General features: G+C 72.5%; 18 protein-coding genes. 6 read left to right on the top strand and 12 right to left on the bottom strand.

The genetic code is table 11. The annotated features are described in order from the left end of the window. Nucleotides 1-43: 43 nt before the first annotated feature. The 3 genes from dnaE to ACFU7Y_RS15850 all read right to left on the bottom strand — a co-directional run bounded on the left by dnaE (nt 44) and on the right by ACFU7Y_RS15850 (nt 6,047). A complete protein-coding gene (gene dnaE, locus ACFU7Y_RS15860; RefSeq protein ID WP_224276985.1) occupies nt 44-3,577 on the bottom strand; it encodes a DNA polymerase III subunit alpha in 3,534 nt (1,177 codons plus the stop codon). A 133-nt stretch (nt 3,578-3,710) separates the two neighbouring features. Next, a complete protein-coding gene (locus ACFU7Y_RS15855; protein ID WP_380768292.1) occupies nt 3,711-4,985 on the bottom strand; it encodes a hypothetical protein in 1,275 nt (424 codons plus the stop codon). A 3-nt stretch (nt 4,986-4,988) separates the two neighbouring features. After that, nucleotides 4,989-6,047 (bottom strand): hypothetical protein, encoded by a 1,059-nt coding sequence (locus ACFU7Y_RS15850; RefSeq protein WP_380768290.1) that lies wholly within the window; start codon nt 6,045-6,047, stop codon nt 4,989-4,991. Nucleotides 6,048-6,212: 165 nt separating this feature from the next. Here ACFU7Y_RS15850 and ACFU7Y_RS15845 point away from each other — a divergent pair, with 165 nt between their 5' ends. From ACFU7Y_RS15845 to ACFU7Y_RS15830, 4 genes are all read left to right on the top strand, one after another. Continuing rightward, nucleotides 6,213-6,539 carry a DUF6191 domain-containing protein gene (locus tag ACFU7Y_RS15845; protein WP_380768288.1) on the top strand — a complete coding sequence of 109 codons (327 nt, stop codon included), beginning with the start codon at nt 6,213-6,215 and terminating at the stop codon, nt 6,537-6,539. Next, a complete protein-coding gene (locus ACFU7Y_RS15840) occupies nt 6,485-7,264 on the top strand; it encodes a VOC family protein (RefSeq protein WP_380768287.1) in 780 nt (259 codons plus the stop codon). Before ACFU7Y_RS15845 ends, ACFU7Y_RS15840 begins: the two co-directional genes overlap by 55 nt. A gap of 130 nt (nt 7,265-7,394) precedes the next feature. Next, nucleotides 7,395-7,517 (top strand): hypothetical protein, encoded by a 123-nt coding sequence (locus ACFU7Y_RS15835; protein WP_380768285.1) that lies wholly within the window; start codon nt 7,395-7,397, stop codon nt 7,515-7,517. Nucleotides 7,518-7,853: 336 nt separating this feature from the next. After that, nucleotides 7,854-8,201, top strand: coding sequence for a hypothetical protein (locus tag ACFU7Y_RS15830; protein WP_380768283.1), 348 nt, complete (start codon nt 7,854-7,856; stop codon nt 8,199-8,201). A gap of 60 nt (nt 8,202-8,261) precedes the next feature. On the opposite strand, the gene ACFU7Y_RS15825 is transcribed toward ACFU7Y_RS15830, so the two are convergent. From ACFU7Y_RS15825 to ACFU7Y_RS15805, 5 genes are all read right to left on the bottom strand, one after another. Beyond that, nucleotides 8,262-9,077 carry a trans-aconitate 2-methyltransferase gene (locus ACFU7Y_RS15825; RefSeq protein ID WP_224276973.1) on the bottom strand — a complete coding sequence of 272 codons (816 nt, stop codon included), beginning with the start codon at nt 9,075-9,077 and terminating at the stop codon, nt 8,262-8,264. 108 nt (nt 9,078-9,185) lie between these two features. Continuing rightward, nucleotides 9,186-10,445 carry an MFS transporter gene (locus ACFU7Y_RS15820; protein ID WP_380768281.1) on the bottom strand — a complete coding sequence of 420 codons (1,260 nt, stop codon included), beginning with the start codon at nt 10,443-10,445 and terminating at the stop codon, nt 9,186-9,188. Nucleotides 10,446-10,614: 169 nt separating this feature from the next. Beyond that, nucleotides 10,615-11,193 (bottom strand): dienelactone hydrolase family protein, encoded by a 579-nt coding sequence (locus ACFU7Y_RS15815; protein WP_224276962.1) that lies wholly within the window; start codon nt 11,191-11,193, stop codon nt 10,615-10,617. An 81-nt stretch (nt 11,194-11,274) separates the two neighbouring features. Beyond that, nucleotides 11,275-12,132, bottom strand: coding sequence for an ABC transporter permease (locus tag ACFU7Y_RS15810; protein ID WP_224276991.1), 858 nt, complete (start codon nt 12,130-12,132; stop codon nt 11,275-11,277). 11 nt (nt 12,133-12,143) lie between these two features. Next, nucleotides 12,144-14,918 carry an alpha/beta fold hydrolase gene (locus ACFU7Y_RS15805; protein ID WP_380768279.1) on the bottom strand — a complete coding sequence of 925 codons (2,775 nt, stop codon included), beginning with the start codon at nt 14,916-14,918 and terminating at the stop codon, nt 12,144-12,146. A 97-nt stretch (nt 14,919-15,015) separates the two neighbouring features. On the opposite strand from ACFU7Y_RS15805, the gene ACFU7Y_RS15800 reads away from it, so the two are divergent. Further along, nucleotides 15,016-16,035: a mechanosensitive ion channel family protein gene (locus tag ACFU7Y_RS15800; RefSeq protein WP_380768277.1), complete on the top strand. Its 1,020-nt coding sequence runs from the start codon at nt 15,016-15,018 to the stop codon at nt 16,033-16,035. A gap of 132 nt (nt 16,036-16,167) precedes the next feature. Here the strand turns inward: ACFU7Y_RS15800 and ACFU7Y_RS15795 are convergent, their stop codons facing one another. From ACFU7Y_RS15795 to ACFU7Y_RS15780, 4 genes are all read right to left on the bottom strand, one after another. Then, complete coding sequence (locus ACFU7Y_RS15795; protein WP_224276955.1) at nt 16,168-16,632, bottom strand: GNAT family N-acetyltransferase; 465 nt, start codon at nt 16,630-16,632, stop codon at nt 16,168-16,170. Nucleotide 16,633: 1 nt separating this feature from the next. After that, nucleotides 16,634-17,572, bottom strand: a complete 939-nt coding sequence (locus ACFU7Y_RS15790; protein WP_224276954.1) for an RluA family pseudouridine synthase — start codon at nt 17,570-17,572, stop codon at nt 16,634-16,636. 53 nt (nt 17,573-17,625) lie between these two features. Beyond that, nucleotides 17,626-18,213, bottom strand: coding sequence for a signal peptidase II (gene lspA / locus ACFU7Y_RS15785; protein WP_308020159.1), 588 nt, complete (start codon nt 18,211-18,213; stop codon nt 17,626-17,628). 227 nt (nt 18,214-18,440) lie between these two features. Further along, on the bottom strand, nt 18,441-18,986 hold the full coding sequence (locus tag ACFU7Y_RS15780; RefSeq protein ID WP_380768274.1) for a TraR/DksA family transcriptional regulator: 546 nt from the start codon (nt 18,984-18,986) through the stop codon (nt 18,441-18,443). Between the two features lie 552 nt (nt 18,987-19,538). On the opposite strand from ACFU7Y_RS15780, the gene ileS reads away from it, so the two are divergent. Next, nucleotides 19,539-22,670: an isoleucine--tRNA ligase gene (gene ileS, locus ACFU7Y_RS15775; RefSeq protein ID WP_224276940.1), complete on the top strand. Its 3,132-nt coding sequence runs from the start codon at nt 19,539-19,541 to the stop codon at nt 22,668-22,670. The last annotated feature ends 244 nt before the right edge of the window (nt 22,671-22,914 follow it).

The following is a 22,914-nucleotide window of genomic DNA, read 5'->3' as shown; positions in this document are numbered from 1 at the left end:
CGCCCGAAAGGGGCGCGGGGAACTTCGCGAAGCGCGTCTGACGTCATCCCGCCAGGCAGCTCGGCCCGAGCAGCTGCTTCAGGTCCCCGAACAGCGCCGGGTCCGACTTCACCCGGTGCCGGTCGAGCCGCAGCACCGTGGTCTTGTTGCGGCTCTCCAGCCGCACCCGCACCTCGGTGGTGCCGCGGTGGCTCCCGAGCACCTCGCCGAGTCGGGCCACCAGCGGCGGGGTGACCTTCCCGCTCGGGATGTTGATGGTGATCGGCGCCTCGGCGTGCGCGTTCGACAGGTCCGGGACGGACAGTTCCATCCCCATCAGTCGCGGCACGTCCTCCCGCTTGTCCAGCTTGCCACGCACGAAGACGACGGCGTCCTCGACCAGTTGCGAGGACACCAGCTGGTAGCTGGCCGGGAAGAACATGCAGTCGATCGAGCCCGCCAGGTCCTCGACCGTCGCGATGGCCCAGGCGTTGCCCTGCTTGGTCATCTTCCGCTGGAGGCCCGAGATGATGCCGCCGATGGTGACGATCGTCCCGTCCGGCCGCTCCGCGAGATCGGCCACCGCGCAGTCCGCCTTGTCGGCGAGCACGTGCTCGATGCCGTGCAGCGGGTGCGAGGAGACGTACAGGCCGAGCATCTCCCGCTCCTGGGTGAGCAGGAAGGACTTCTCCCACTCCTCCTCGGAGAAGACGACGTCCAGCCCGAAGCTCGGCTCGTCCGTGGTGGCGTCGCCGCCGAAGAGGTCGAACTGCCCCTCGGCCTCCTTGCGCTTCACGCCGACCACGTTGTCGATCATCGGCTCGAACTGCGCGCTCAGGCCCTTGCGGGTGTGCCCCAGCGAGTCGAAGGCGCCGGCCTTGATCAGCGATTCGACGGTCCGCTTGTTGCAGACCACCGACTCCACCTTGTCCAGGAAGTCGGAGAACGACGCGAACTTCCCCTTGGCCTTCCGGGTCCGGATCATCGAGTCGACCACCGGCCCGCCGACGTTGCGGATGGCGGTGAGGCCGAAGCGGACCGTGGTGTCACCGTGCGGGGTGAAGTCCGAGTCCGACTCGTTGACGTCCGGCGGCAGCACCTGGATGCCCATCTTGCGGCACTCGTTGAGGTAGACCGCGGACTTGTCCTTGTCGTCCTTGACGGAGGTGAGCAGGCCGGACATGTACTCGGCCGGGTAGTTGGCCTTGAGGTAGGCCGTCCAGTACGAGACCAGCCCGTAGCCGGCGGTGTGCGCTTTGTTGAACGCGTAGCCGGAGAAGGGGACGAGGACGTCCCACACCGCCTGGATGGCCGCGTCGGAGTAACCGCGTTCGCGGCAGCCCTTCTGGAAGGGGACGAACTCCGCCTCCAGGATCTCCTTCTTCTTCTTGCCCATGGCCCGGCGCAGCAGGTCTGCCTGGCCGAGCGAGTAGCCGGCCAGGATCTGCGCGGCCTTCTGCACCTGCTCCTGGTAGACGATCAGGCCGTAGGTGGGCCGGAGCACCTCCTCCAGGGGCTTCTCCAGCTCCGGGTGGATCGGGGTGATCTCCTGCTGCCCGTTCTTGCGCAGCGCGTAGTTCGTGTGGGAGTTGACGCCCATCGGGCCCGGGCGGTACAGCGCCAGGACGGCGGAGATGTCCTCGAAGTTGTCGGGCTTCATCAGCCGCAGCAGCGAGCGCATGGGGCCGCCGTCGAGCTGGAAGACGCCGAGCGTGTCGCCGCGGGCGAGGAGTTCGTAGGTCGGCTTGTCGTCCAGGGGCAGATCAAGCAGGTTGATCTTGATGCCCTTGTTCTTCTCGATCGCCTTGACGGCGTCGTCCATGATCGTCAGGTTGCGCAGGCCGAGGAAGTCCATCTTGAGAAGGCCGAGGCCCTCACAGGTCGGGTAGTCGAACTGCGTGATGGTGACACCGTCGGTGTGCCGGGTCCAGACCGGGATGTGGTCGGTCAGCGGCTCGGCGGACATGATGACGCCTGCGGCGTGCACGCCGGGCTGGCGGATCAGGCCCTCGATGCCGCGCGCGGTGTCGATGACCTTCCTGACGTCCGGGTCGGTCTCGTACAGCCCGCGGATCTCGCCGGCCTCGCTGTAGCGGGGGTGCGAGGAGTCGGTGATGCCGGAGAGCGGGATGCCCTTGCCCATGACGTCCGGCGGCATCGCCTTGGTGATCCGGTCGCCCATCGCGTACGGGTAGCCGAGGACTCGCGAGGAGTCCTTGATGGCGGCCTTCGCCTTGATGGTGCCGTACGTGACGATCATGGCGACCTTGTCGGATCCCCACTTCTCCGTCACGTAGCGGATCACGTCACCGCGCCGGCGCTCGTCGAAGTCGATGTCGACATCGGGCATGGAGATGCGCTCGGGGTTGAGGAAGCGCTCGAAGATCAGGCCGTGCGGGATGGGGTCGAGGTCGGTGATGCCCATCGCGTAGGCGACCAGCGAGCCGGCCGCCGAACCACGGCCGGGGCCCACCGCGATGCCCTGGCTCTTGGCCCACATGATGAAGTCGGCGACCACGAGGAAGTACGCCGGGAACCCCATCTGGATGATGGTGTCCATCTCGTACTCGGCGAGCTTCTTGTGCTCCTCGTCGTACCCGCCCGGGAAGCGCCAGTCCATCCCCTCCCAGACCTTGGACTTGAAGAAGTCCGCCTCGGACTCGAAGCCCTCCGGGATGGGGAAGCGGGGCATCAGGTTCTTGAACTTGAACATGCCCTCGGTGTCGACCCGGGAGGCGACGAGGAGCTGGCTGTTGCGGCAGCCCTCCTGCCAGGCGTCCGAGGAGTCGAGGGCGTACATCTCGGCGGCGGACTTGATGTAGTAGCCGGTGCCGTCGAAGCGGAAGCGGTCCGGGTCGGACAGGTTCTTGCCGGTCTGGACGCAGAGGAGGAGGTCGTGCGCGCCGGCGTCGGCCTCGGTGGTGTAGTGCGAGTCGTTGGTGACGACCGGGGGGATGTTCAGCTTCCTGCTGATCTCCAGCAGCCCGTCGCGGACCCGCTTCTCGATGTCGAGGCCGTGGTCCATCAGCTCCAGGAAGTAGTTCTCCCTGCCGAAGATGTCCTGGTAGTCGGCGGCGGACTTCAGGGCCTCGTCGAACTGGCCGAGGCGCAGCCGGGTCTGCACCTCGCCGGAGGGGCAGCCGGTGGTGGCCATCAGGCCGTCGGAGAGGTCGGAGATCAGCTCCTTGTCCATCCGGGGCCACTTCACGAGCCAGCCCTCGGCGTAGGAGCGCGAGGTCAGCTTGAAGAGGTTGTGCAGGCCCTCCTTGTTGCGGGCCCAGATGGTCTTGTGGGTGTAGGCACCGGACGCGGAGACGTCGTCCTTCTTCTGGTGCGGCTGGCCCCATAGGACGCGCTTGGTGTTGGAGCGGGACTCCGGGGCGACGTACGCCTCGATGCCGATGACGGGGGTGATCCCGGCGGCGGTGGCCTGCTTGTGGAACTCGGCGGCGCCGTACATGTTGCCGTGGTCGGTCATGGCCACGTGGGTCTGACCGAGGCGCTCGACCTCCTTGAACATCTGCTTCAGCCGGGCGGCACCGTCCAGCATCGAGTACTCGGTGTGGACGTGCAGATGCGCGAACGGCTGGTCGCTCAAGGCGGGGCCTCCGGAGGCTCTGGTGCTGGTCTGGTGGGCCGGCGAACGTGCAGGTCACAGGGGTTACCCCTGGAAATGGATGTGGCCCGGAGCACCTCGCGGGGTCCGGACCATCACTCACACGTTCACGCGTCTACTCTAGCCCCCCTCGAACGGCTTCCCCGTCCGCCGGAAGGGGCGCCCGGGCCGGCCCGGCGAGTCGCGCCCCGGCGGCTTCGCGGACCTCGGACTCCTCCATCGGATCGTCCCGCAGGTAGGCCAGGCGCTCCCGCACGCCGGGGCGGTCGGGGGCCCGCTCGACCCCGAGCAGCCGGGCTTCGGCCTGGGAGTCCCAGAGCGACTCGACGTACGCCTCGTCCAGTCCGGCGGGGTCGATGGCGGCCAGCGCCCTGAGGTAGGCGGGGCGCTCGTACGAGTGCGGGGTGCGCACCCAGAAACGGCGGAGGAAGGGGACGGCTCCGGCGGCCTCGGGCCCGAGGCGGGCCAGGCCCTGCGCCATGAGCATCGGGCCGCACCAGGTGCGGTGCGCCCAGTCCTTCTCCAGCTGGGCGAGGAGCACCGGGACGTCCTGCGGCTCCCCGTGCCCGGCCAGCACCCTCAGGCCCTCCCGGGCCAGCCAGCGGGTGCCCGAGGCGGCCCAGTCGCGGGCGGCGGGCATCGCGTGGGCGCCGAGCCTCGCCAGGAGGCCCGTCACCAGGGGCAGCGAGTGCTTGCCGTCCGCCGTGCCGAGCGAGGGGACGAGCGGGACCAGGCCGGGCTCCGGGTCGCGGTGGTGGTGGAGGACGTACATGGCGTCCATCCTGCGGTCCTCCGACGAGCCAGGGGCGGCGATGATCTCCAGGAGCTCCGCGTTCGTCGGCTCGGCCGGCGGGTCGGGCTTCGGGGGTTTGCGTTCCGGGGTGGGGATGGAGACGCCCCAGTGCTCCCAGGCCTTCGCCCAGGGCGTCGGGTCGTCGTCGCCGCCGAGGCGTGCCCGTGCGACGTCGCCCAGATCTTCCCACCACTCCACCGGCCAGCGTTCGGACACGGACTCCAGGACGGACAGCCACTGCTCGCCCTCGCGGATGTACGCCCGCAGGATGTCCCGCGCCTCGGCGGAGCCGGCGAGTGCCAGCCGTTCGAGGATGCGGGCGGCCTCCTCGGCGTCGTGGTCGTCCGCGGTGGCCAGGGCGTCGGCCACGGGGCCGAGCGGGAGGTCCAGGTCCCGCAGGAGCCGGGCGAGGTAGACGCGGTGCTCGTCGACCAGCCAGTCCCAGCGCCAGTCCGTACGGATGCAGGCGTAGACGGCGTCGGCGGCGGCGACGGGGTCCTCGGAGGCCTGCAGCGCGCCCAGGCCCCGGCCGCGCTGGAGCAGGCCGAGGAGGGTGTCCACCGGTGCGTAGGCGTACGGGTCCGTCTGCTCGGGCATGCGCTACACCGATCCGGCGAGTCGTGCCCCGGCGGCCTCGCGGACCTCCGGTTCCTCCATCGGATCGTCCCGCAGGTACGTCAAGCGGGCCCTCACGTCGCCCCGGTCGGGGGCGTGCTCGACGCCGAGGAGCCGGGCTCCCGCTTCACAGTCCCAGAGCGACTCGGTGTACGCCTCGGCCGTGCCGGCGGCCCCCATCGCCGCCAACGCCTCCAGGTAGGCGGGGCGCTCGTACGAGTGCGGGGTCGAGAGCCAGAAGCGGCGCAGCAGGGAGACGGCGTCGGCGGCCTTCGAGCCGAAGCGCGCCAGGCCGCCCGCAAGGGTGTCCGGGCCGCACCAGGCCTGGATCGCCCAGCACCTCTCCAGCTCGGCGACGAGGGCCGGTATGTCGCTCTCGTCGCCGTGGCCGGCCAGCACCGCGAAGCCGAGCCCGGAAAGCCAGCCCTGCTCCGAGGCCGCCCACTCCCGAGCCGCTGGTACGGCTTGCTCGGCGAGTTGCCCGACGGCCCTCCCCAGGAACGGCACTTGCCGGGTGCCGTCGGCGGCGCCGAGCCGGGGTGCCAGCGGGATCAGCGCGGGCTCCGGCGGGCGGAGCGACAGTGCGCGCAGAGCGGTCCCCTTGGCGCGTTCGGATTCTTCCGGATCGCGCAGCAGGGCGAGCAGGCTCGCGTTGTCGCGGTCCGGGTACGGATCCGTCATGCGGTGACGCGTGATCGGCCCGTCCGCCTCCGGAACGGAGTCCGGCAGTACCGCCCGGGCTTCCTGCGAGCCGCCGAGCACGAGCAGCTCCAGAACGCCGGTGGCCCGGTACCGGGTGTCCTCGTCGCCGGACAGCAACTCCACCACCGGCGCGAGCGGAAGTTCCAAGTCCCGGATCAGCCGGGCGAGGTAGAGGTGCCGGTCGTCGACCTGCGAGTCCCACCGCCAGTCCCAGCGGATGCAGCCGTAGACCAGGTCGGCGACCGAAGCCCGGTCCTCGGCGGCTATCAGCGCGCCCTGGCCTCGGCCGCGCTGGAGGAGACCGGGGAGGGTGGTCGCCGGCGCGTAGTGGTCGGTGTGCATGGGGTCCATCGTGCCCCAGCCCCCGGCGTGCGGGCGGCGGGGCCCGGCGGTCGGGCGTCCTCGCCGGGCGGAGCCGCCCGAGGGCGGTGACGACACCCGGAGCGACGACTCTCCGCCCGCGTCCGAACCGGCGGGCTCGGCCTCGGCGCGACCGCCACCGAGGAGTTGCACGCCTTCCTCAACGCCGACAAGCGCGTCCGGATCGAGCAGCGCCGGGCCCGGCTCACCCTGCGGGACGACGACCACGCCGGCGCCCCGCCCCGCACGGGCATCGACCTCGACGGTGGCACCGCGCTCATCCCGCCCCGCAGGTGGCCCCGCACAGGAAGTCCCGAACCCGCCGGCCAGGGGCACGCCCCGTGGCGGCGTGTCGAGTGGCGATCCGCCTCCCGCGACGAAATCGTGACCGGCAGCAAAACCCACCAGAAAGGGTCAAAATGCCCGAGGTCACCACCCCGTACGCGACCGGCACGCCGTGCTGGGTCGATCTGATGGCCAAGGACCAGCAGGCCGCACTGGACTTCTACCGCGACCTCTTCGGCTGGCAGGGACAAGTCGGCAAGGCGGAGTTCGGCGGCTACGCCGTCTGCGAGCTCGACGGCAAGACCGTGGCCGGCATCGGCGCGGCGACGTCCCCCGACGGGATGCCGGAGCCGCCGACCGTCTGGACCAGCTACCTGGCCACCGCCGACGCCCAGGCCACCCAGGACGCGATCGTCGCCGCCGGCGGCACCCTGCTCGTCCCGGTCGTGGACGTCGGCAACCTGGGCCGGATGCTGATCGCCGCCGACCCGCAGGGCGCGGTGTTCGGCGCCTGGCAGCCGGGCGAGTTCTTCGGCGCCAAGGTCGTCAACGAGGCCGGCGCGCTGATCTGGAACGAGCTGCACACCAGCGACATCCCGGCCGCCACCGCCTTCTACGGCGAGGCGTTCGGCATCGGGTTCGAGCCGCTGGACGGCGCGGACACCTACTGGGAGCTGCGGGTCGACGGCCGTGCCGTGAGCGGCGCCACCCTGCTCGCCAACGACCCGCCCGGCACTCCGGCCCACTGGCTGACCTACTTCGCGGTCGACGACGTCGACTCCACCGTGGACGCCCTGGTCAAGCGCAACGGCACCGTCCTCGCCCCGCCCTTCGACATGGTGGCCGGCCGGATGAGCGTGGTCGCCGACCCGCAGGGCGCCCCCTTCGCCGTGATCAGGCCGACGCCGCGCTGACCCCGTCCTTCTTCGCTCCGCCCGCCCGGACCTCCACCCGGGCGGGCGGACCGCATTCCGACCTACCGTCAATCCTCGTACGGATCACCACTCTTGAGGCGGGCTGGTCACCCCTGCTTGACTGACCACCGTGACCGAGACCACCGCCACCCCCGACGCCCTCGGCACCCTCGTCAGCCGCCACCCGGTCGCCACCCGCACCCGGTGGATCAACGCCGCCTGGGCTCTGACGATCGGCGTCCTCGCCTCCTGACTGGGCCTGTGGGCCCTCCTTCAGGACGGCGGCCCCGGTGGCGACTCGGGCGGCGGCCAGGCTCTCGGCGTTGCCCTCGGCCTCGGCATCTGCGGGCTCGTCCTCGGCGCCTCCCAGGCCGTACGGGCCCTGCGCGGCGGCGCCGGCGAGTACTTCGAGGTCCGGGCGTACGGCCTGGTCCACGGCAACGCCCGTGGGCCCAAGGGACATTGGACCTGGACGCAGATCGCCACCATCACCGTCCCGGCCCGCAGCGGCGCGGCCGGCGCCTACGCCCACCGGTTCGGCAACGACTACCGCTGCGTCCTCGGCCTGTCCGGCGGCGGACGCGTCCGGGTGGACGGCCTGGCCGCCGGCGCCTCCACCCTCGGCAACGCGGTGATCGACCACTGCCCCAACGCCCGGATGCTCGACGCCGAGGCGTGGACCCGCCGGGCCGGCGGCCGGCTGCTGCTGGGCTCGGTGCTCTGCGTCGGCGGCGTCGTCGCCATGGCCCGTTACATCTCCGACCACCCGGACGGCGAGCGGGTCACCGTGGACGCTTCCGGCCACACCGTCCGCGAGTTCGTCCGGGGCGTCGACGACACCACGATCATGCTGCTCGGCCTCGGCATCGCGGCCTGCGGCCTCGGCGCCGTCGTCTTCCTGGCCCTCTTCGTCCACGGCCGCCTCCGCCGCGCCTGACCAGCCCCCGACCAGACCCTGGCCGGCCCCCCGGCCTGCGCCACCCCGCCCGCCCGCGTCCTAAGCGCCCCGCCGTGCCAGGAACAGGTCGTTGACGCGCAGCATCCCGATCCCGCCGCCCCGCGCGTCGAGCACCCGGGCCGTCTCGGCCAGCACTCCCTCCCGCCGCTCCTCCGGCAGCACCCGGTAGGTGGAGACGGACGCCAGGAAGTCGAGGTAGCGCCCGGTCTCGTACCAGACCTCCTCCCGGTACCGGACGGCCCGCAGGTCGGCGAACCGGCCGTCCCGCCGGCACTCGGGCTCCGGCCAGCCCGGGTCCCCGCCGCCCGCCTCCGGGCCGTAGAACGAGGCCCGCTGCCCGTGCGGCGCGTTCTCGACCCCGAACTTCCGGTCCACCTCGGCGAGTTCGTCGTACGGTCCGCCGTCCAGGACCCCGTGCGGGTTCCAGAACAGCGCCACTGCGCCGCCCGGTCCGAGCGCATCGTGCACCAGGTCCCAGCGGCGCGCCTGGTCCAGCCAGTGCCAGGACGTGGCGGCGAACAGCAGCCCGAACTCCCGCCCGTCCGCCGCCCATTCCTCGAAGCCGCCGTTCTCGACCCGGACCTGCGGGTACCCCCCGGTGTTGCGCCGCAGCACCTCGGCCATCCGTGGGTCCGGCTCGACGCAGACCAGCGGCACCCCGCGCCCGGCGAACAGCACGGTGGCCTTGCCCGTCCCCGCACCGACCTCGACCGCCGGGCGCCCGCCCAGCTCCGCGTACGCCAGCACGTCCGTCACCAGCGCGTCCGCGTACCCCGGCCGGGCGGCGTCGTACAGCTCCGCCGCCTCGCCGAACACCCGCGCCCGCGTCCGGTCCACCTGCTCCGCCGCGCCCATCGGCACTCCCCCGTCCACCCCGACACCGGTCGGCGGACACGGTACCGACCGCGCCCCGGCGGGGCCATCGGATTACCACCCGGCCGGCTCGGGAGCCCCGAAGGGCCCTCACCGCCGGTAGGCGCTCACCGCGACCGCCGGCACCAGCCCGAGCGCCACCAGCCCGCCCGCCAGGGCCAGGACCGGGTAGCTCGTGGCCGCGACCATGATCCCGGAGGCCATCCCGCCGGTGGCGCCCGCGATCGCGATCGAGACGTCCACCAGGCCCTGCGTCCTGGCCCGGGTGGCCAGCGGCACCGTGTCGGCGATGATCGCCGTGCCCGAGACCAGGCCGAGGTTCCAGCCGATCCCCAGCAGCGCCAGCGCGAGTGCCAGCAGCGCCACCGAGTCCCCGGGCGCCGCGGCGGCCAGCATCCCCGCCGCCAGCAGCACCACCCCGGACGACGCCGCGACCGCCATCCGCCCGTACCGGTCGACCAGCCACCCGGTGACCGGCGACGGCAGGTACATCGCGCCGATGTGGATCGCGATGACCAGCCCGGAGGCGGCCGACCCGTGCCCGTGGTCGTGCATGTGGACCGGCGTCATCGTCATGATCGCCACCATCACCAGCTGGGTGAGCACCATGACCAGCCCCCCGAGCGCCACACCCCCGCGTCCGGCCCGCTCGTCGGCCGCGCCCGTCACCGCGCTGTCGCCCGCAGGCCCGGCCCCGGCGAGCGTCCGGGCCAGCAGCAGCGGGTCCGGCCGGAGCCACCGAGCGAGGACGAGCCCCGCCAGCCCGTAGGCCAGGCCGGACAGGACGAACGGGCCGGCCAGTGCCGGAATCCCCAGCCCCTCGGCGAGACGCCCGGTCGGCGCGGCCAGGTTGGGCCCGGCCACGCCGCCGAGCGTGGTGGCGACCAGGACGGTGGACACCGCCCGCGCCCGCCGGTCCGGACTCGCCAGGTCGGCCCCGGCGTACCGCGCCTGCAGGTTGGTGGCCGTCCCCGCCCCGTACACGAACAGGGCGACGAACAGCAGCAGCGGGTTGTCCAGCACGGCCGCCGCGATCACGCCCGCCGAGCCGACCGCCCCGGTCAGGTACCCCGCGGCCAGCCCCGGGCGGCGGCCCCGGCTCTGCGAGATCCGGCCCACGGCCACGGCGGCCAGCGCCGATCCGGCGGTGAACAGCGCGCTCGGCAGCCCGGCCAGGCTGGTGGAGCCGAGCATCTGCTGCGCCAGCAGGGCACCGACCGTCACTCCCGCGGCAAGCCCCGCGCCGCTGAGCACCTGGGAGGCGACCAGCACCCGCAGGATGCGGCGCTGCGCCTCGCCGGGATCGTCGGGTATGCCGGTGGTCTTCTCGGCGGGGGCGGTGCCGGCCATGTCTCTCCCCGGGTCAGCGGTGGGCGGTGCGGACGGGCGGCCCCGGGCGCTTCCCGCCCGGAACATTCTCCATAATTCCATGGATTATGGAGAATGGACCCCGCCACTCCCGCCTCACCCGTGCGCCGGTCGAACCACCCCAGCCCCGCGCCGGCCGTCCAGTCCCGCGTCAGGCGTCCAGTTCCGCGAGGAAGTCCAGCGACGCCACCCAGGCCCGCTCGGCCGCCTCGGCGTCGTAGTCCGGCAGCTCCGGGTCGGTGAACAGGTGCCCGGCGCCGCGGTAGCGGTGCACCTCGACCTCCGCCCCGGCCCGCCGCATCCGCAGGTACCAGGCGTTCAGCCAGTCCTCCGGCTCGAACGGGTCCGGCTCCGCGATGTGCAGCTGCACCGGGATCTCGGTGGCGGCGTCCTCCCGCAGGTCGGAGGTGCCGTGCAGGAGCAGCAGCCCGCGCGCCTTCTCGTCGGCCAGCGCCAGGTTCTGCGCCACCGCGCCGCCGAGCGAGAAGCCGGCGTACACCAGCCCGCTCTCGGACACCGACGCGACCGCCGTCACGGCCCGCCGCAGCAGTTCGTCGCGGCCGCCGAGTTCCTCCTGGAACTCCTGCGCCTCCTCGACGGACTCGAAGGTCCGCCCGTCGAACAGGTCCGGCGTGTGCACGGTGTGCCCGGCGGCACGCAGCCGCTCGGCGGCGGCGTGCACGGCGGGGCGCAGGCCGTAGGCGGAGTGGAAGAGGACGATCTGGGCCACGGTTCGGGTCCTTCACCAGGGAGGTCAGCTACCCACCCATGATCCCGCATGCCCTGCCCGGCCCTGTGACCCCGCGTCCGGCTACGACACCACGTCCTTGCGTGCGAACCCCCGGAACGCCAGCGCCAGCAGCACCACCGCGTACGAGAGCGACAGCGAGACGCCCTGCACCATGCCGCCCCACTCCAGCTGCGGCTGCAGGGCGTCCGCCCAGGAGTACTGCCAGTGCGCCGGCAGCCACTCCCGCAGGTCGCCCAGCGCGGTGACGGCGTCCAGCACCCCGGTGACGATCGAGGCGAACACCGCGCCGCCGACCGCGCCCAGCGGCGCGTCCGTCGCCGTGGAGAGCCAGAACGCCAGCGCCGCGATCACGATCTCGCTGAGGAACACGAAGGCCACCGCGATGGCGATCCGGGGCAGCGCCTGCCCGGCGGGCAGGCTGACCCCGGCGGGCAGCCTGAGGTCCCCCCAGCCGTACGCCGCCGTGCCGACGACCAGCCCGATCGCGGGCAGCATCACCACCGCCGCCGCCGAGAACGCCAGTCCGACCGCGAACTTGCGGGCCAGCAGCCGGGCCCGGGGCACCGGTGCGGCCAGCAGGTAGCGCAGCGAGGACCAGCTGGCCTCGGAGGCGACGGTGTCCCCGCAGAACAGCGCGACCGGGACGACCAGCATGAAGCCGGTGCCGACGAACAGCATGGTGACCGCGAAGTTGGCCCCCGAGGCGGTGGCCAGCTCGATGAAGGTGGTCCGGCCCGGACGGCCCGGAGTGCCGCCGATCTGGAACGCGGCCAGGATGACGAACGGCATGGCGGCCAGCACCGCGCCGATCACCAGCGTGCGGCGCCGGCGCAGCTGCCGCATCGCTTCCACCCGCAGCGGCAGCGTCCGGCTCGCCCGGTACCCCTCGGCATGGTCCATCGACTCCGCGTGGTCCATCGGGACGACGCTCACGCTCCACCTCCGATCAACGACAGGAACACGTCCTCCAGCCGCCGCTGCGGGCCGGCACTCTCCACCGGCACCTCCAGCCGCACCAGTTCGGCCAGCAGCCCGCCGGCCGCCAGCCCGTCCAGGCGCACCAGCAGTCCACCCTCGACGGCCTCCACCGAGCCGACCCCGGCCAGCGCGGCCACCTTCTCGACCACGGGCACCGGGTCGTACGGGCCGGCGATGCCGATCATCAGCAGCTCGCCGGCGCCCACGATGTCCCCGACCGGGCCGGCCGTGACCAGCTGCCCGCGGTCCATCACCACCAGGTCCGTGCAGCTCTGCTCGACCTCCGACAGCAGGTGGCTCGACACGATCACGGTCCGCCCGCCGGCCGCGTACCGGATCATCACCTCGCGCATCTCGCGGATCTGCGGCGGGTCCAGCCCGTTGGTCGGCTCGTCCAGGATCAGCAGGTCCGGCATCCCCAGCATCGCCTGCGCGATCGCCAGCCGCTGCCGCATGCCCTGCGAGTACGTCCGCACCGCACGGTCCAGCGCCTCGCCGAGCCCGGCGATGGCCAGCGCCTCGTCGAAGCGCGCGTCGGCCTCCGGCCGTCCGGTCGCCTGCCAGTACAGCCGCAGGTTGGCCCGCCCGGTGAGGTGCGGCAGGAAGCCCGCGCCCTCCACGAACGCGCCGACCCGCGACAGCACCGGCGCGCCGGGCCGCACCAGGTGCCCGAAGATCCGGATCTCCCCGGCGTCCGGCCGGATCAGGCCCATCAGCATCCGCAGCGTGGTGGTCTTGCCCGCGCCGTTCGGCCCGAGCAGTCCGAGCACCTGCCCCTGCTCCACCCGGAAACCCAGCTCCCGTACGGCGTAGCGGTCCTGGGCACCCTTGTAGCGCTTGCTCAGCCCGCTGATCTGCAGCGGCACCGCGGCCAGCTCCGGATCGAAGCCGGGCCCGGCGGCGCCCCGCCGGCGCCGCAGCCGCGGCGCCAGCACCAGGGCCGCGGCCGCCAGTACGGCGATGACCGGCAGTACCCAGGTGCGCGAGGGCAGCGGCGCCGCCTCGGTGACCAGTTCCTCGACGGTCGGCGCGGTGAGCGCCCCGGCCGGCGCCACCCGGTAGGTGGCCGGCTCGGCCGGCGAGGCGTACGCGAGGTCGGTGCTCGCCAGCACCAGCCGCACCCGGTGCCCGGCCGGAAAGGTGTGGTCCACGGTCGGCAGCGCCACGGTGACCGTCTGCCCGGCGTCCGCGCCGGTGACCCGCAGCGGGGCGGCGAGCTGCTGCGGCAGCACCGCCTTGCCGTCCGGCCCGACGTCGTACAGCTTCGCGAACAGCACCGCGTCCGGCCGGTCCGCCGTGACCCGCACCGGCACGGTCGGCTGCCCGGTCAGGTGCAGCGGCGAGTCCAGCGGCGCCGAGTCGAAGGCGGCGTTCTGCCCGGGGAAGTCCAGTGACAGCCCGGCGCCCAGGGAGGCCGCCTGGCTGAGCGCACCGACGCCCGGCAGCGTCGAGATCCCTGGCGGCGCGCCGCCGGGCGGATTGGCGAGGGTCTGCTCACCGCCCGTCAGCTCGACGGTCCGCGACCCGGTCCCGCCCAGCCCCGGGTACCGGTCGGCGGTGGCCCCGCGCAGCACCGCCTGGAAGCCGGTCGAGTCGACCCCGCCGGTGCGGGTGACCCGGAACGCGGCGCCGGTGTCGTTGCTGCGCCCCTTCAGGTAGTGATCGAACCAGGCCGTCACCCGGTCGTCGACCCGCGCGCTGGTGTCCGTCCCGCCGTCGTGACCGCCGGCGAACCAGTCCACCGCCACCGGCGCGCCGTTGGCGGCCACCGCCTTGGCGATCCTGTCCCCCTGGTCCAGCGGGAACAGCGAGTCCTGCTGCCCCTGCACCACCAGCGTGGGCGCCTTGAGCTGCGCCGCCACCGAGGACGGGCTGGAGCGCTCCAGCAGCGCGACGGCCTCCGGATCGGCGTGCCCGGCGGTGGCGACCCGGTCGTACATCTGGCAGAGCGACTCCAGGAACCGCCCGCAGCCGACCGGCCCGTCCGCCTTCGGCTTCGGCCCGCCGTTCTCCCGCGGCGCCTCGCCCGAGGGGCCGAGGTCCCCGGCCGAGCCGGTGGTGAAGAAGATCCCGGCCCACAGCTTCTTGAACACGCCGTCCGCCGCGCCCGAGCCCTGCACGCCCTGCGGGAACAGCGCGTCGGCCAGGTTCCACCAGGTGATCTGGGTGGCCACCGCGTCGATCCGGTGGTCGTACGCGGAGGCCAGCAGCGAGACCGCCCCGCCGTACGAGGCGCCGGTGATGCCGACCTTCGGGTCGCCGGCCGCATCCAGTTGCACCTCGGGCCGCTGGGCCAGCCAGTCCACCAGGTGCTTGACGTCCTCGACCTCGCGGTCGGGCGCGTTCAGCCCGATCTTGCCGTCCGAGTGCCCGAAGCCGCGCGCCGACCAGGTCAGCACCGCGTACCCCTGCCGGGCCAGCTGCTCGGCGCGCTCGCGCTCGCCCTCCTTGGAGCCGCCGAAGCCGTGCGCCAGCAGAACCGCCGGGCGCGGACCGCCGCCGGCGGTGAAGAAGGAGGTGTCCAGCTGGATCTGCTGGGCGCTGCCCGGCGTCTCCGGCATGCTGAGGAAACGGTCCTCCTGATGGACCGCCTGCTCACCGCCGGACGCCACCGTCGCGGTACCGGCTCCGGCCACCGCCACCAGGGCCACCGCCCCGGCGAGCAGCCTGCGTCGGACCGTTGTTCCCCGGGCGCGCCAACGACGCCATGCCCCACCGAACTCCATGGGCGCTGATCGTATCCGCCGTCCGGGTAGGCGCCCGATAAAGCCACCACACCGTTTCGTCCGTTTCACCCCACCATGCCCGGGTATCGTACGGCGCATGCCCTGGCTGCTGATCTCGCTGCTCGCCGCCGTCACCGCCACCCTGGCGGTCGGCTGGATCGTCGACCAGGCCCTCCAGCGGACCGCCGCCCGCCACCCCGCGGCACCGGTCTGGCCGCTGCTCCGCCGCTGCCGGATCCCGCTCCAACTCACTGTCGTGTCAGCCCTGTTGATCGCCGCCAAGCCGCTCCAGCGGGTCTTCCACCTGAAGCGCGGCGACGGCGCGCAGCACCTGCTCCTGCTGTTCCTGCTCGCCTCCCTGGGCTGGCTCACCGTCCGCGTGGTGGCCGCCGTCCTGGAGGCCCTGCTCAGCCGCTACGAGACCCGTATCGAGGACCCGGCGCGCGTCCAGCGGGTGCACACCCAGATCTGCATGCTGCGCCGGGTGGTCAGCGCCCTGATCGTCGTGGTCACGGTGGCCGTGATGCTGCTGACCTTCTCCGCCATGCGTGCCATCGGCGCCAGCCTGCTCGCCTCGGCGGGCATCATCGGCATCGTGGCCGGCATCGCCGCCCAGAGCACCCTGGGCAACTTCTTCGCCGGCCTCCAGATCGCCTTCGGCGACACCGTCCGGATCGGCGACATCGTGGTGGTGGACGGCCAGCAGGGCACCGTCGAGGAGATCACCCTCACCTACCTGGTGGTCCGGCTCTGGGACCAGCGCCGGCTGATCGTCCCGGTCTCGTACTTCGTCAGCCGGCCGTTCGAGAACTGGACCCGCCGCGACCCCGGCCTGCTCGCCGCCGTCCTGCTCCACCTCGACCACACCACCCCGGTGGACGAGCTGCGCACCGCCCTGCGCGCCTGCCTCGACCGGCACCCGCTCTGGGACGGCACGGAGTGGGCCCTCCAGGTCACCGACACCACGCCCAGCACCATCGTCGTCCGCGCCACCATGACCGCCCGCACCCCCGACGACGCCGCCCAGCTCCGCTTCGACATCCGCGAACAGCTCATCGCCCACCTGCGCGACGAGCACCCCCACGCCCTCCCCCGCCTCCGCACCACCGACGGCTGACCCGCGTCCGTCCCGAAGACGAAAGCCCCCAGCGCCCCGCAAGGGGCGCCGGGGGCGGAACCGCGCGACGCGGGAGGCGAGGCGAGCACCGGAAACCCCTCCCGAAAGTCCGGCCCCGCCCGCCCCGAACGCCTACAGCACCCGCGTCATCGTCCGATGCGGAATCCCCGCATCGTCGTACACCGGCCCCTGCGCCGCGTAGCCCATCCGCTCGTAGAACCCGAGCGCCTGCACCTGCGCGTGCAGCTCGACCTCCACGCCCCCGCGCTCGGCGCCCGCGGCCTCGATCGCCCGGACGAGCTCCGCGCCCAGCCCCGTCCCCCGGGCCGCCGCGACGACCGCGAGCCGCCCGAGCAGCACCCGTCCGTCGATACCGCCCGTCAGCTTCCGCGCCTGCTCGCCGAAGATCAGCCGCGCCGTCCCCAGGGCGGCCCCGTCCGCCGCGACGGCCAGCAGGTGGACCGAGGTCGCGTCGTACTCGTCGTACTCCAGCTCCTCCGGCACGTTCTGCTCGACGATGAACACCTCACGCCGGACGGCCCGCACCAGCTCCAGGTCCGCCTCGCCCTCGGCGACCCGGATGGCAGCGGCCGGCACCTCAGCTCTCCGCCGCGATGATGTCCAGCGCCTTCTTGAGGTCCTCCGGGTACTCGCTGGAGAACTCGACCCACTGACCGTCCGACGGGTGCTCGAAACCGAGCGACACCGCGTGCAGCCACTGCCGGGTCAGCCCCAGCCGCTTGGCCAGCGTCGGGTCGGCGCCGTACGTCAGGTCGCCCACGCAGGGGTGCCGCAGCGCGGACATGTGGACGCGGATCTGGTGGGTGCGCCCGGTCTCCAGCTTGATCGCCAGCAGCGACGCGGCCCGGTACGCCTCGATCAGGTCGTAGTGGGTGACGGACGGCTTGCCCTCCCGGGTGACGGCCCACTTCCAGTCCGAGCTGGGGTGCCGTCCGATCGGCGCGTCCACCGTCCCGCTCATCGGGTCCGGGTGGCCCTGCACCAGCGTGTGGTACCGCTTCTCGGTGATCCGGTCGTGGAACTGCCGCTTGAGGTCGGTGTACGCGCGCTCCGACTTGGCGACCACCATCAGCCCGGAGGTGCCGACGTCCAGCCGGTGCACGATGCCCTGGCGCTCGGCGGCGCCCGACGTGGAGATCCGGTACCCGGCCGCGGCCAGTCCGCCGATCACGGTGGGGCCGGTCCAGCCCGGGCTGGGGTGCGCGGCGACGCCGATCGGCTTGTCGACCAGCACGATGTCCTCGTCGTCGTGCACGATCCGCATGCCCTCGACCGGCTCGGCGACGATCCGCACCGGGGCGGCCGGGGCCGGGATCTCGACCTCCAGCCAGGAACCGGCGGTGACCCGGTCCGACTTGCCGGCCGTGGCGCCGTCGAGCGTCACCTTGCCGTCGGCGGCCAGCTCGGCGGCCTTGGTCCGGGAGAAACCGAACATCCGGGCCAGGGCGGCGTCGAGGCGCTCACCCTCCAGGCCGTCGGGTACGGGGAGGCTGCGGATCTGCGCTGCGGTACTCACCCGTACGAGTATGCCGGAAACACGACACGCCCCTGCGCGCCGGTGGCCGGGCGCTACTTCTCGGTCCGCTCCGTCTTCTCGGCCTTCTCGGTCTTCTCGGTCTGCTGGTGGACGGTTCCGTCCGGGTTGCTGCCCCGGAAGGAGAGCAGCACCACCAGGATCCCGCCGCAGACGATCGCCGAGTCCGCGAGGTTGAAGACGGCGAAGTGCTGGACGGAGATGAAGTCCACCACGTGCCCGCGGAAGACGCCGGGCGCGCGGAACAGCCGGTCGGTGAGGTTGCCGAGCGCCCCGCCGAGCAGCAGCCCGAGCGCGATCGCCCAGGGCAGGCTGTACAGCCGGCGGGCGATCCGCCAGATCACCACGATGACGGCGGAGGCGATCATCGTGAAGACGACGGTCAGCGCCTGCCCCATCCCGAAGGCAGCACCGGAGTTGCGGATCACCTGGAAGGTGACCACGTCCCCGATCACCTTGATCGGGGCGTGGTTCTCCAGCCGGGCGACGACCAGCAGCTTGCTGCCGAGGTCGATCAGGAAGGCGAGCACCGCGACGACCAGCAGCACGCCGACCCGGCGCGGGCCCTTGGGCCGCTCTGCCGTCGCGTCGTCCACGGACGCCGCCCCGCTCGGATCGGCCACGGGCACCTCCACGGCATCGGCGGGGGACGGGACGGCGTCGTCCCGGGTCTGGGGGGAACCTTGCGTACTGATGATCCGCTCCGCTGCCGATGGAGCTCCCCCGGTCCGCAGGAGGGGGAGGGTGGTGGGCCGGTGACGACCTGCCCGCGTTCGCGAACGCGTCAGGCGACGTTACGGGGTCGAGCGTACGGCAAGCCCGACCCCCCACGTCGCTCCGGTCGCCCGGTTCAGCGGCGTTCCTGCTTGGCCTTGCACTGCACGCAGAGCGTCGCCCGGGGGAAGGCCTGCATCCGGGCCTTGCCGATGGCCTGCCCGCAGGACTCGCAGATGCCGAAGCCGACGCCCTCCAGCCGCTCCAGCGCGCGCTCGGTCTGGGCCAGGCTGTCCCGCGCGTTGTTGGCCAGCGCCAGCTCGCTCTCCCGCGAGATGTTCTTCGTACCGGCGTCCACCTGGTCGTCACCGGCTCCGTCGTTGGAGTCGCGCATCAGGCCGGAGATGGCCGCCTCGGCGGCGCCGATCTCGTTGCGGAGCCGCTCCAGCTCACTGATCAGCTCGTCGTGCAGCTCGTGGACCTCCTCGGTGGTCCACGGGTCCTCGCCGGGCCGGACCGGCAGCGTGGCCGGGTCCACGGACTCGGCGCCGCGCGGTGCGGTGACGGTGTCGGTGCTGCTCTTCGGTGCGGTAGTGGTCACGGTCCCCTCCCCTGGGTCGACCGCCACGGCCTTGCGTGCCCGCTTGGTGGCGGTACCCGCGCCGGTTCCCTTCTCAGCCATGGCTTTCGACCCCATCTACGAACGAATCGAGCCGCCGGTTCCCGGCGGCTTCCAGTGCCGGAACGATAATCCCGAGCAAAACCGGTCACAACATGACATACCGGCGCCTCATAACGATCCCACCCAGGCAGCCGCCCCAATCGTCACGCCCCGTTGCGCTCAGGAATGTGTGCCCAGATCGACTCCGGCTAACCTCCGCCGCCGGACGCCCCCGGGTGCCCGCCCGGAAACGGTTTGGACAAACCGACTCGCCCGGCCGATACACTGGCTCTGCGAGGCGCAGATGGGACGAGTACCGACGTACGCAGCCACCAGCGACCCGGGGACGGTGCGAGCCCGGGGGTGTGCACGGCGGGAAGATCACCCCGGAGCCGCCGGAAGAACGGCCACCGCACACCGGACGCGGCGGCCCACTAGACCCGGCAGCAAGCCCAAACAAGAGGGCCGCGAACGCAACACCGCGGCCAAGGAGGGTGGTACCGCGGGGCGGCCGTGCCGTCTCGTCCCTCCGGAGGATCCAGTCCCAGCATCCGCCGGAGGTAGACGCCCGCGATGGCCATGACCTACAACCCCGTCCCCGCGCAGGTGGATCTGCCTGCCCTGGAGCACCAGATCCTGTCCTTCTGGCAGGACAACAAGATCTTCCAGCGCAGCGTGGAGCAGTCCGAGGGCCGCCCCGAGTGGGTGTTCTACGAGGGCCCGCCCACCGCCAACGGCATGCCCGGCGCCCACCACATCGAGGCCCGCGTCTTCAAGGACGTCTTCCCGCGCTACCGGACCATGAAGGGCTACCACGTGGCCCGCAAGGCCGGCTGGGACTGCCACGGCCTGCCGGTCGAGCTCGCCGTCGAGAAGGAGCTGGGCTTCTCCGGCAAGCAGGACATCGAGGCGTACGGCATCGCCGAGTTCAACGCCAAGTGCCGCGAGTCGGTGACCCGCAACACCGACGCCTTCTCCGAGCTGACCACCCGCATGGGGTACTGGGTCGACCTCGACGAGGCCTACCGGACGATGGACCCGTCGTACGTCCAGTCCGTCTGGTGGTCGCTCAAGCAGATCTTCGACAAGGGCCTGCTGGTCCAGGACCACCGCGTCGCCCCCTGGTGCCCGCGCTGCGGCACCGGCCTCTCGGACCACGAGCTGGCCCAGGGCTACGAGACCGTGGTCGACCCCTCGGTCTTCGTCCGCTTCCCGCTGACCAGCGGCCCGCTGGCCGGTCAGGCCGCCCTGCTGGTCTGGACCACCACCCCGTGGACCCTGGTCTCCAACACCGCCGCCGCCGTCCACCCGGAGGTCACCTACGTGGTGGCCACCGACGGCGACGAGAAGCTCGTCGTCGCCGAGCCGCTGGTCGCCAAGGCGCTCGGCGAGGGCTGGGAGACCACCGGCGAGTCCTTCACCGGCGCCGAGATGGAGCGCTGGGCCTACCGCCGCCCCTTCGACCTGGTCGAGATCGAGAACGCGCACTACGTCGTCACCGCCGACTACGTCACCACCGAGGACGGCACCGGCATCGTCCACCAGTCCCCCGCCTTCGGCGCGGACGACCTCGCGACCTGCCGCAGGTACGGCCTGCCGGTGGTCAACCCGGTGCTCGGCGACGGCACCTTCGCCCCCGAGGTCCCGCTGGTCGGCGGCCAGTTCTTCAAGAAGGCCGACGAGGCCCTGGTCGCGGACCTCAAGGAGCGCGACCTGCTCTTCCGCCACCTGCCGTACGAGCACAGCTACCCGCACTGCTGGCGCTGCCACACCGCGCTGCTCTACTACGCGCAGCCGTCCTGGTACATCCGGACCACCGCCGTCAAGGACGCGATGATCCGCGAGAACGAGGCCACCAACTGGTTCCCGGAGACGGTCAAGCACGGCCGCTTCGGCGACTGGCTGAACAACAACATCGACTGGGCGCTCAGCCGCAACCGCTACTGGGGCACCCCGCTGCCGATCTGGCGCTGCGAGGAGGGCCACCTCACCTGCGTCGGCTCGCTGGCCGAGCTCACCGAGCTCACCGGCACCGACCAGAGCGGCCTCGACCCGCACCGCCCGTACATCGACGCGGTGACCTTCGCCTGCCGCGACTGCGGCGGCACCGCCACCCGCGTGCCCGAGGTCATCGACGCCTGGTACGACTCGGGCTCGATGCCCTTCGCCCAGTACGGCTACCCGTACCAGAACAAGGAGCTGTTCGAGAAGCGCTACCCGGCGCAGTTCATCTCCGAGGCGATCGACCAGACCCGCGGCTGGTTCTACACGCTGATGGCGGTCGGCACCCTGGTGTTCGACAAGAACAGCTACGAGAACGTCGTCTGCCTGGGCCACATCCTGGCCGAGGACGGCCGCAAGATGTCCAAGCACCTGGGCAACATCCTCCAGCCGATCCCGCTGATGGACCAGCACGGCGCCGACGCCGTCCGCTGGTTCATGGCGGCCGGCGGCTCGCCCTGGTCGGCCCGCCGGGTCGGCCACGGCACCATCCAGGAGGTGGTCCGCAAGACCCTCCTCACCTACTGGAACACCGTCGCCTTCCAGGCCCTGTACGCCCGCACCTCGAACTGGGCACCCTCGGCGAACGACCCGGCCCCGGCCGACCGCCCGCAGCTGGACCGCTGGGTGCTGTCCGAGCTGAACACCCTGGTCCGCGAGGTCGACGCGGCCTACGAGGCGTACGACACCCAGCGCGCCGGCAAGCTGCTCTCCGGCTTCGTCGACGACCTGTCCAACTGGTACGTCCGCCGCGGCCGCCGCCGCTTCTGGCAGGGCGACGCCGCCGCGCTCGCCACCCTGCACGAGGCGCTGGAGACGGTCACCCGCCTGATGGCCCCGCTCACCCCGTTCATCACCGAGCGGGTCTGGCAGGACCTGGTCGTCCCGGTCGCCCCGGACGCCCCGGCCTCGGTGCACCTGACCACCTGGCCGGAGGCCGACGAGTCGCTGATCGACACCGAGCTCTCCCGGCACATGGCGCTGGTCCGCCGCCTGGTCGAGCTGGGCCGGGCCACCCGCGCCGAGTCCGGCGTGAAGACCCGTCAGCCGCTCTCCCGCGCGCTGGTCGCCGCCCAGGGCTGGGGGGAACTGCCCGCCGACCTGCGCGCGCAGATCGCCGAGGAGCTCAACGTCTCCACCCTGGAGTCGCTCGCCGAGGTCGGCGGCTCGCTGGTCGACACCAGCGCCAAGGCCAACTTCCGCGCGCTGGGCAAGCGCTTCGGCAAGGGCGTCCAGGACGTCGCCAAGGCGGTCGCCGCCGCCGACGCCGCCCGCCTGGCCGCCGAGCTGCGCGCCAACGGCGAGACCTCGGTCGAGCTGGACGGCGAGACGATCACCCTCTCTCCGGACGAGGTGATCATCACCGAGACCCCGCGCGAGGGCTGGGCCGTCGCCAACGAGTCCGGCGCCACCGTCGCCCTCGACCTGGCCATCACCCCGGAGCTCAAGCGCCTCGGCATCGCCCGCGACGCGATCCGCCAGATCCAGGAGGCCCGCAAGAACTCCGGCCTGGACGTCGCCGACCGCATCGTCCTGCGCTGGCGCGCCACCTCGGACGAGACCGCCGAGGCCATCGCCGAGCACGGCCCCCTCGTCGCCGAGGAGGTCCTCGCCACCGACTTCGCCGCCGGCGCAGCCGACTGGGACTCCGAGACCTTCGCCGACGACTCCCTCGGCCTCACCTTCCAGCTCCGCAAGGCCTGACGCCCGACTACGAAGCCGCCGTCACCCCAGGGGTGACGGCGGCTTCGCCGTACCTGCCCACGCCCCACACCCTCCCCAACTCCCGCACGCCCCCTCCCAGTTCTCCACGCCTGCGCTCCACCCCAGGGCGCGCGCCCCTCTCCCTCCCCACGCGCCCCTCCCGTCGTACAGGAGAGCACCCCTCCCCCCTAATCCGGCACAGCCTTCGAGCGCACAGAAGGGCGCCCCCTCCCCGACCCGCAGC

It is taken from the genome of Kitasatospora sp. NPDC057542 (assembly GCF_042801945.1).
Classification (GTDB): domain Bacteria; phylum Actinomycetota; class Actinomycetes; order Streptomycetales; family Streptomycetaceae; genus Kitasatospora.
Note: the sequence above shows the minus strand (reverse complement) of the source record. Positions and strands in the feature narration are given on the sequence as shown.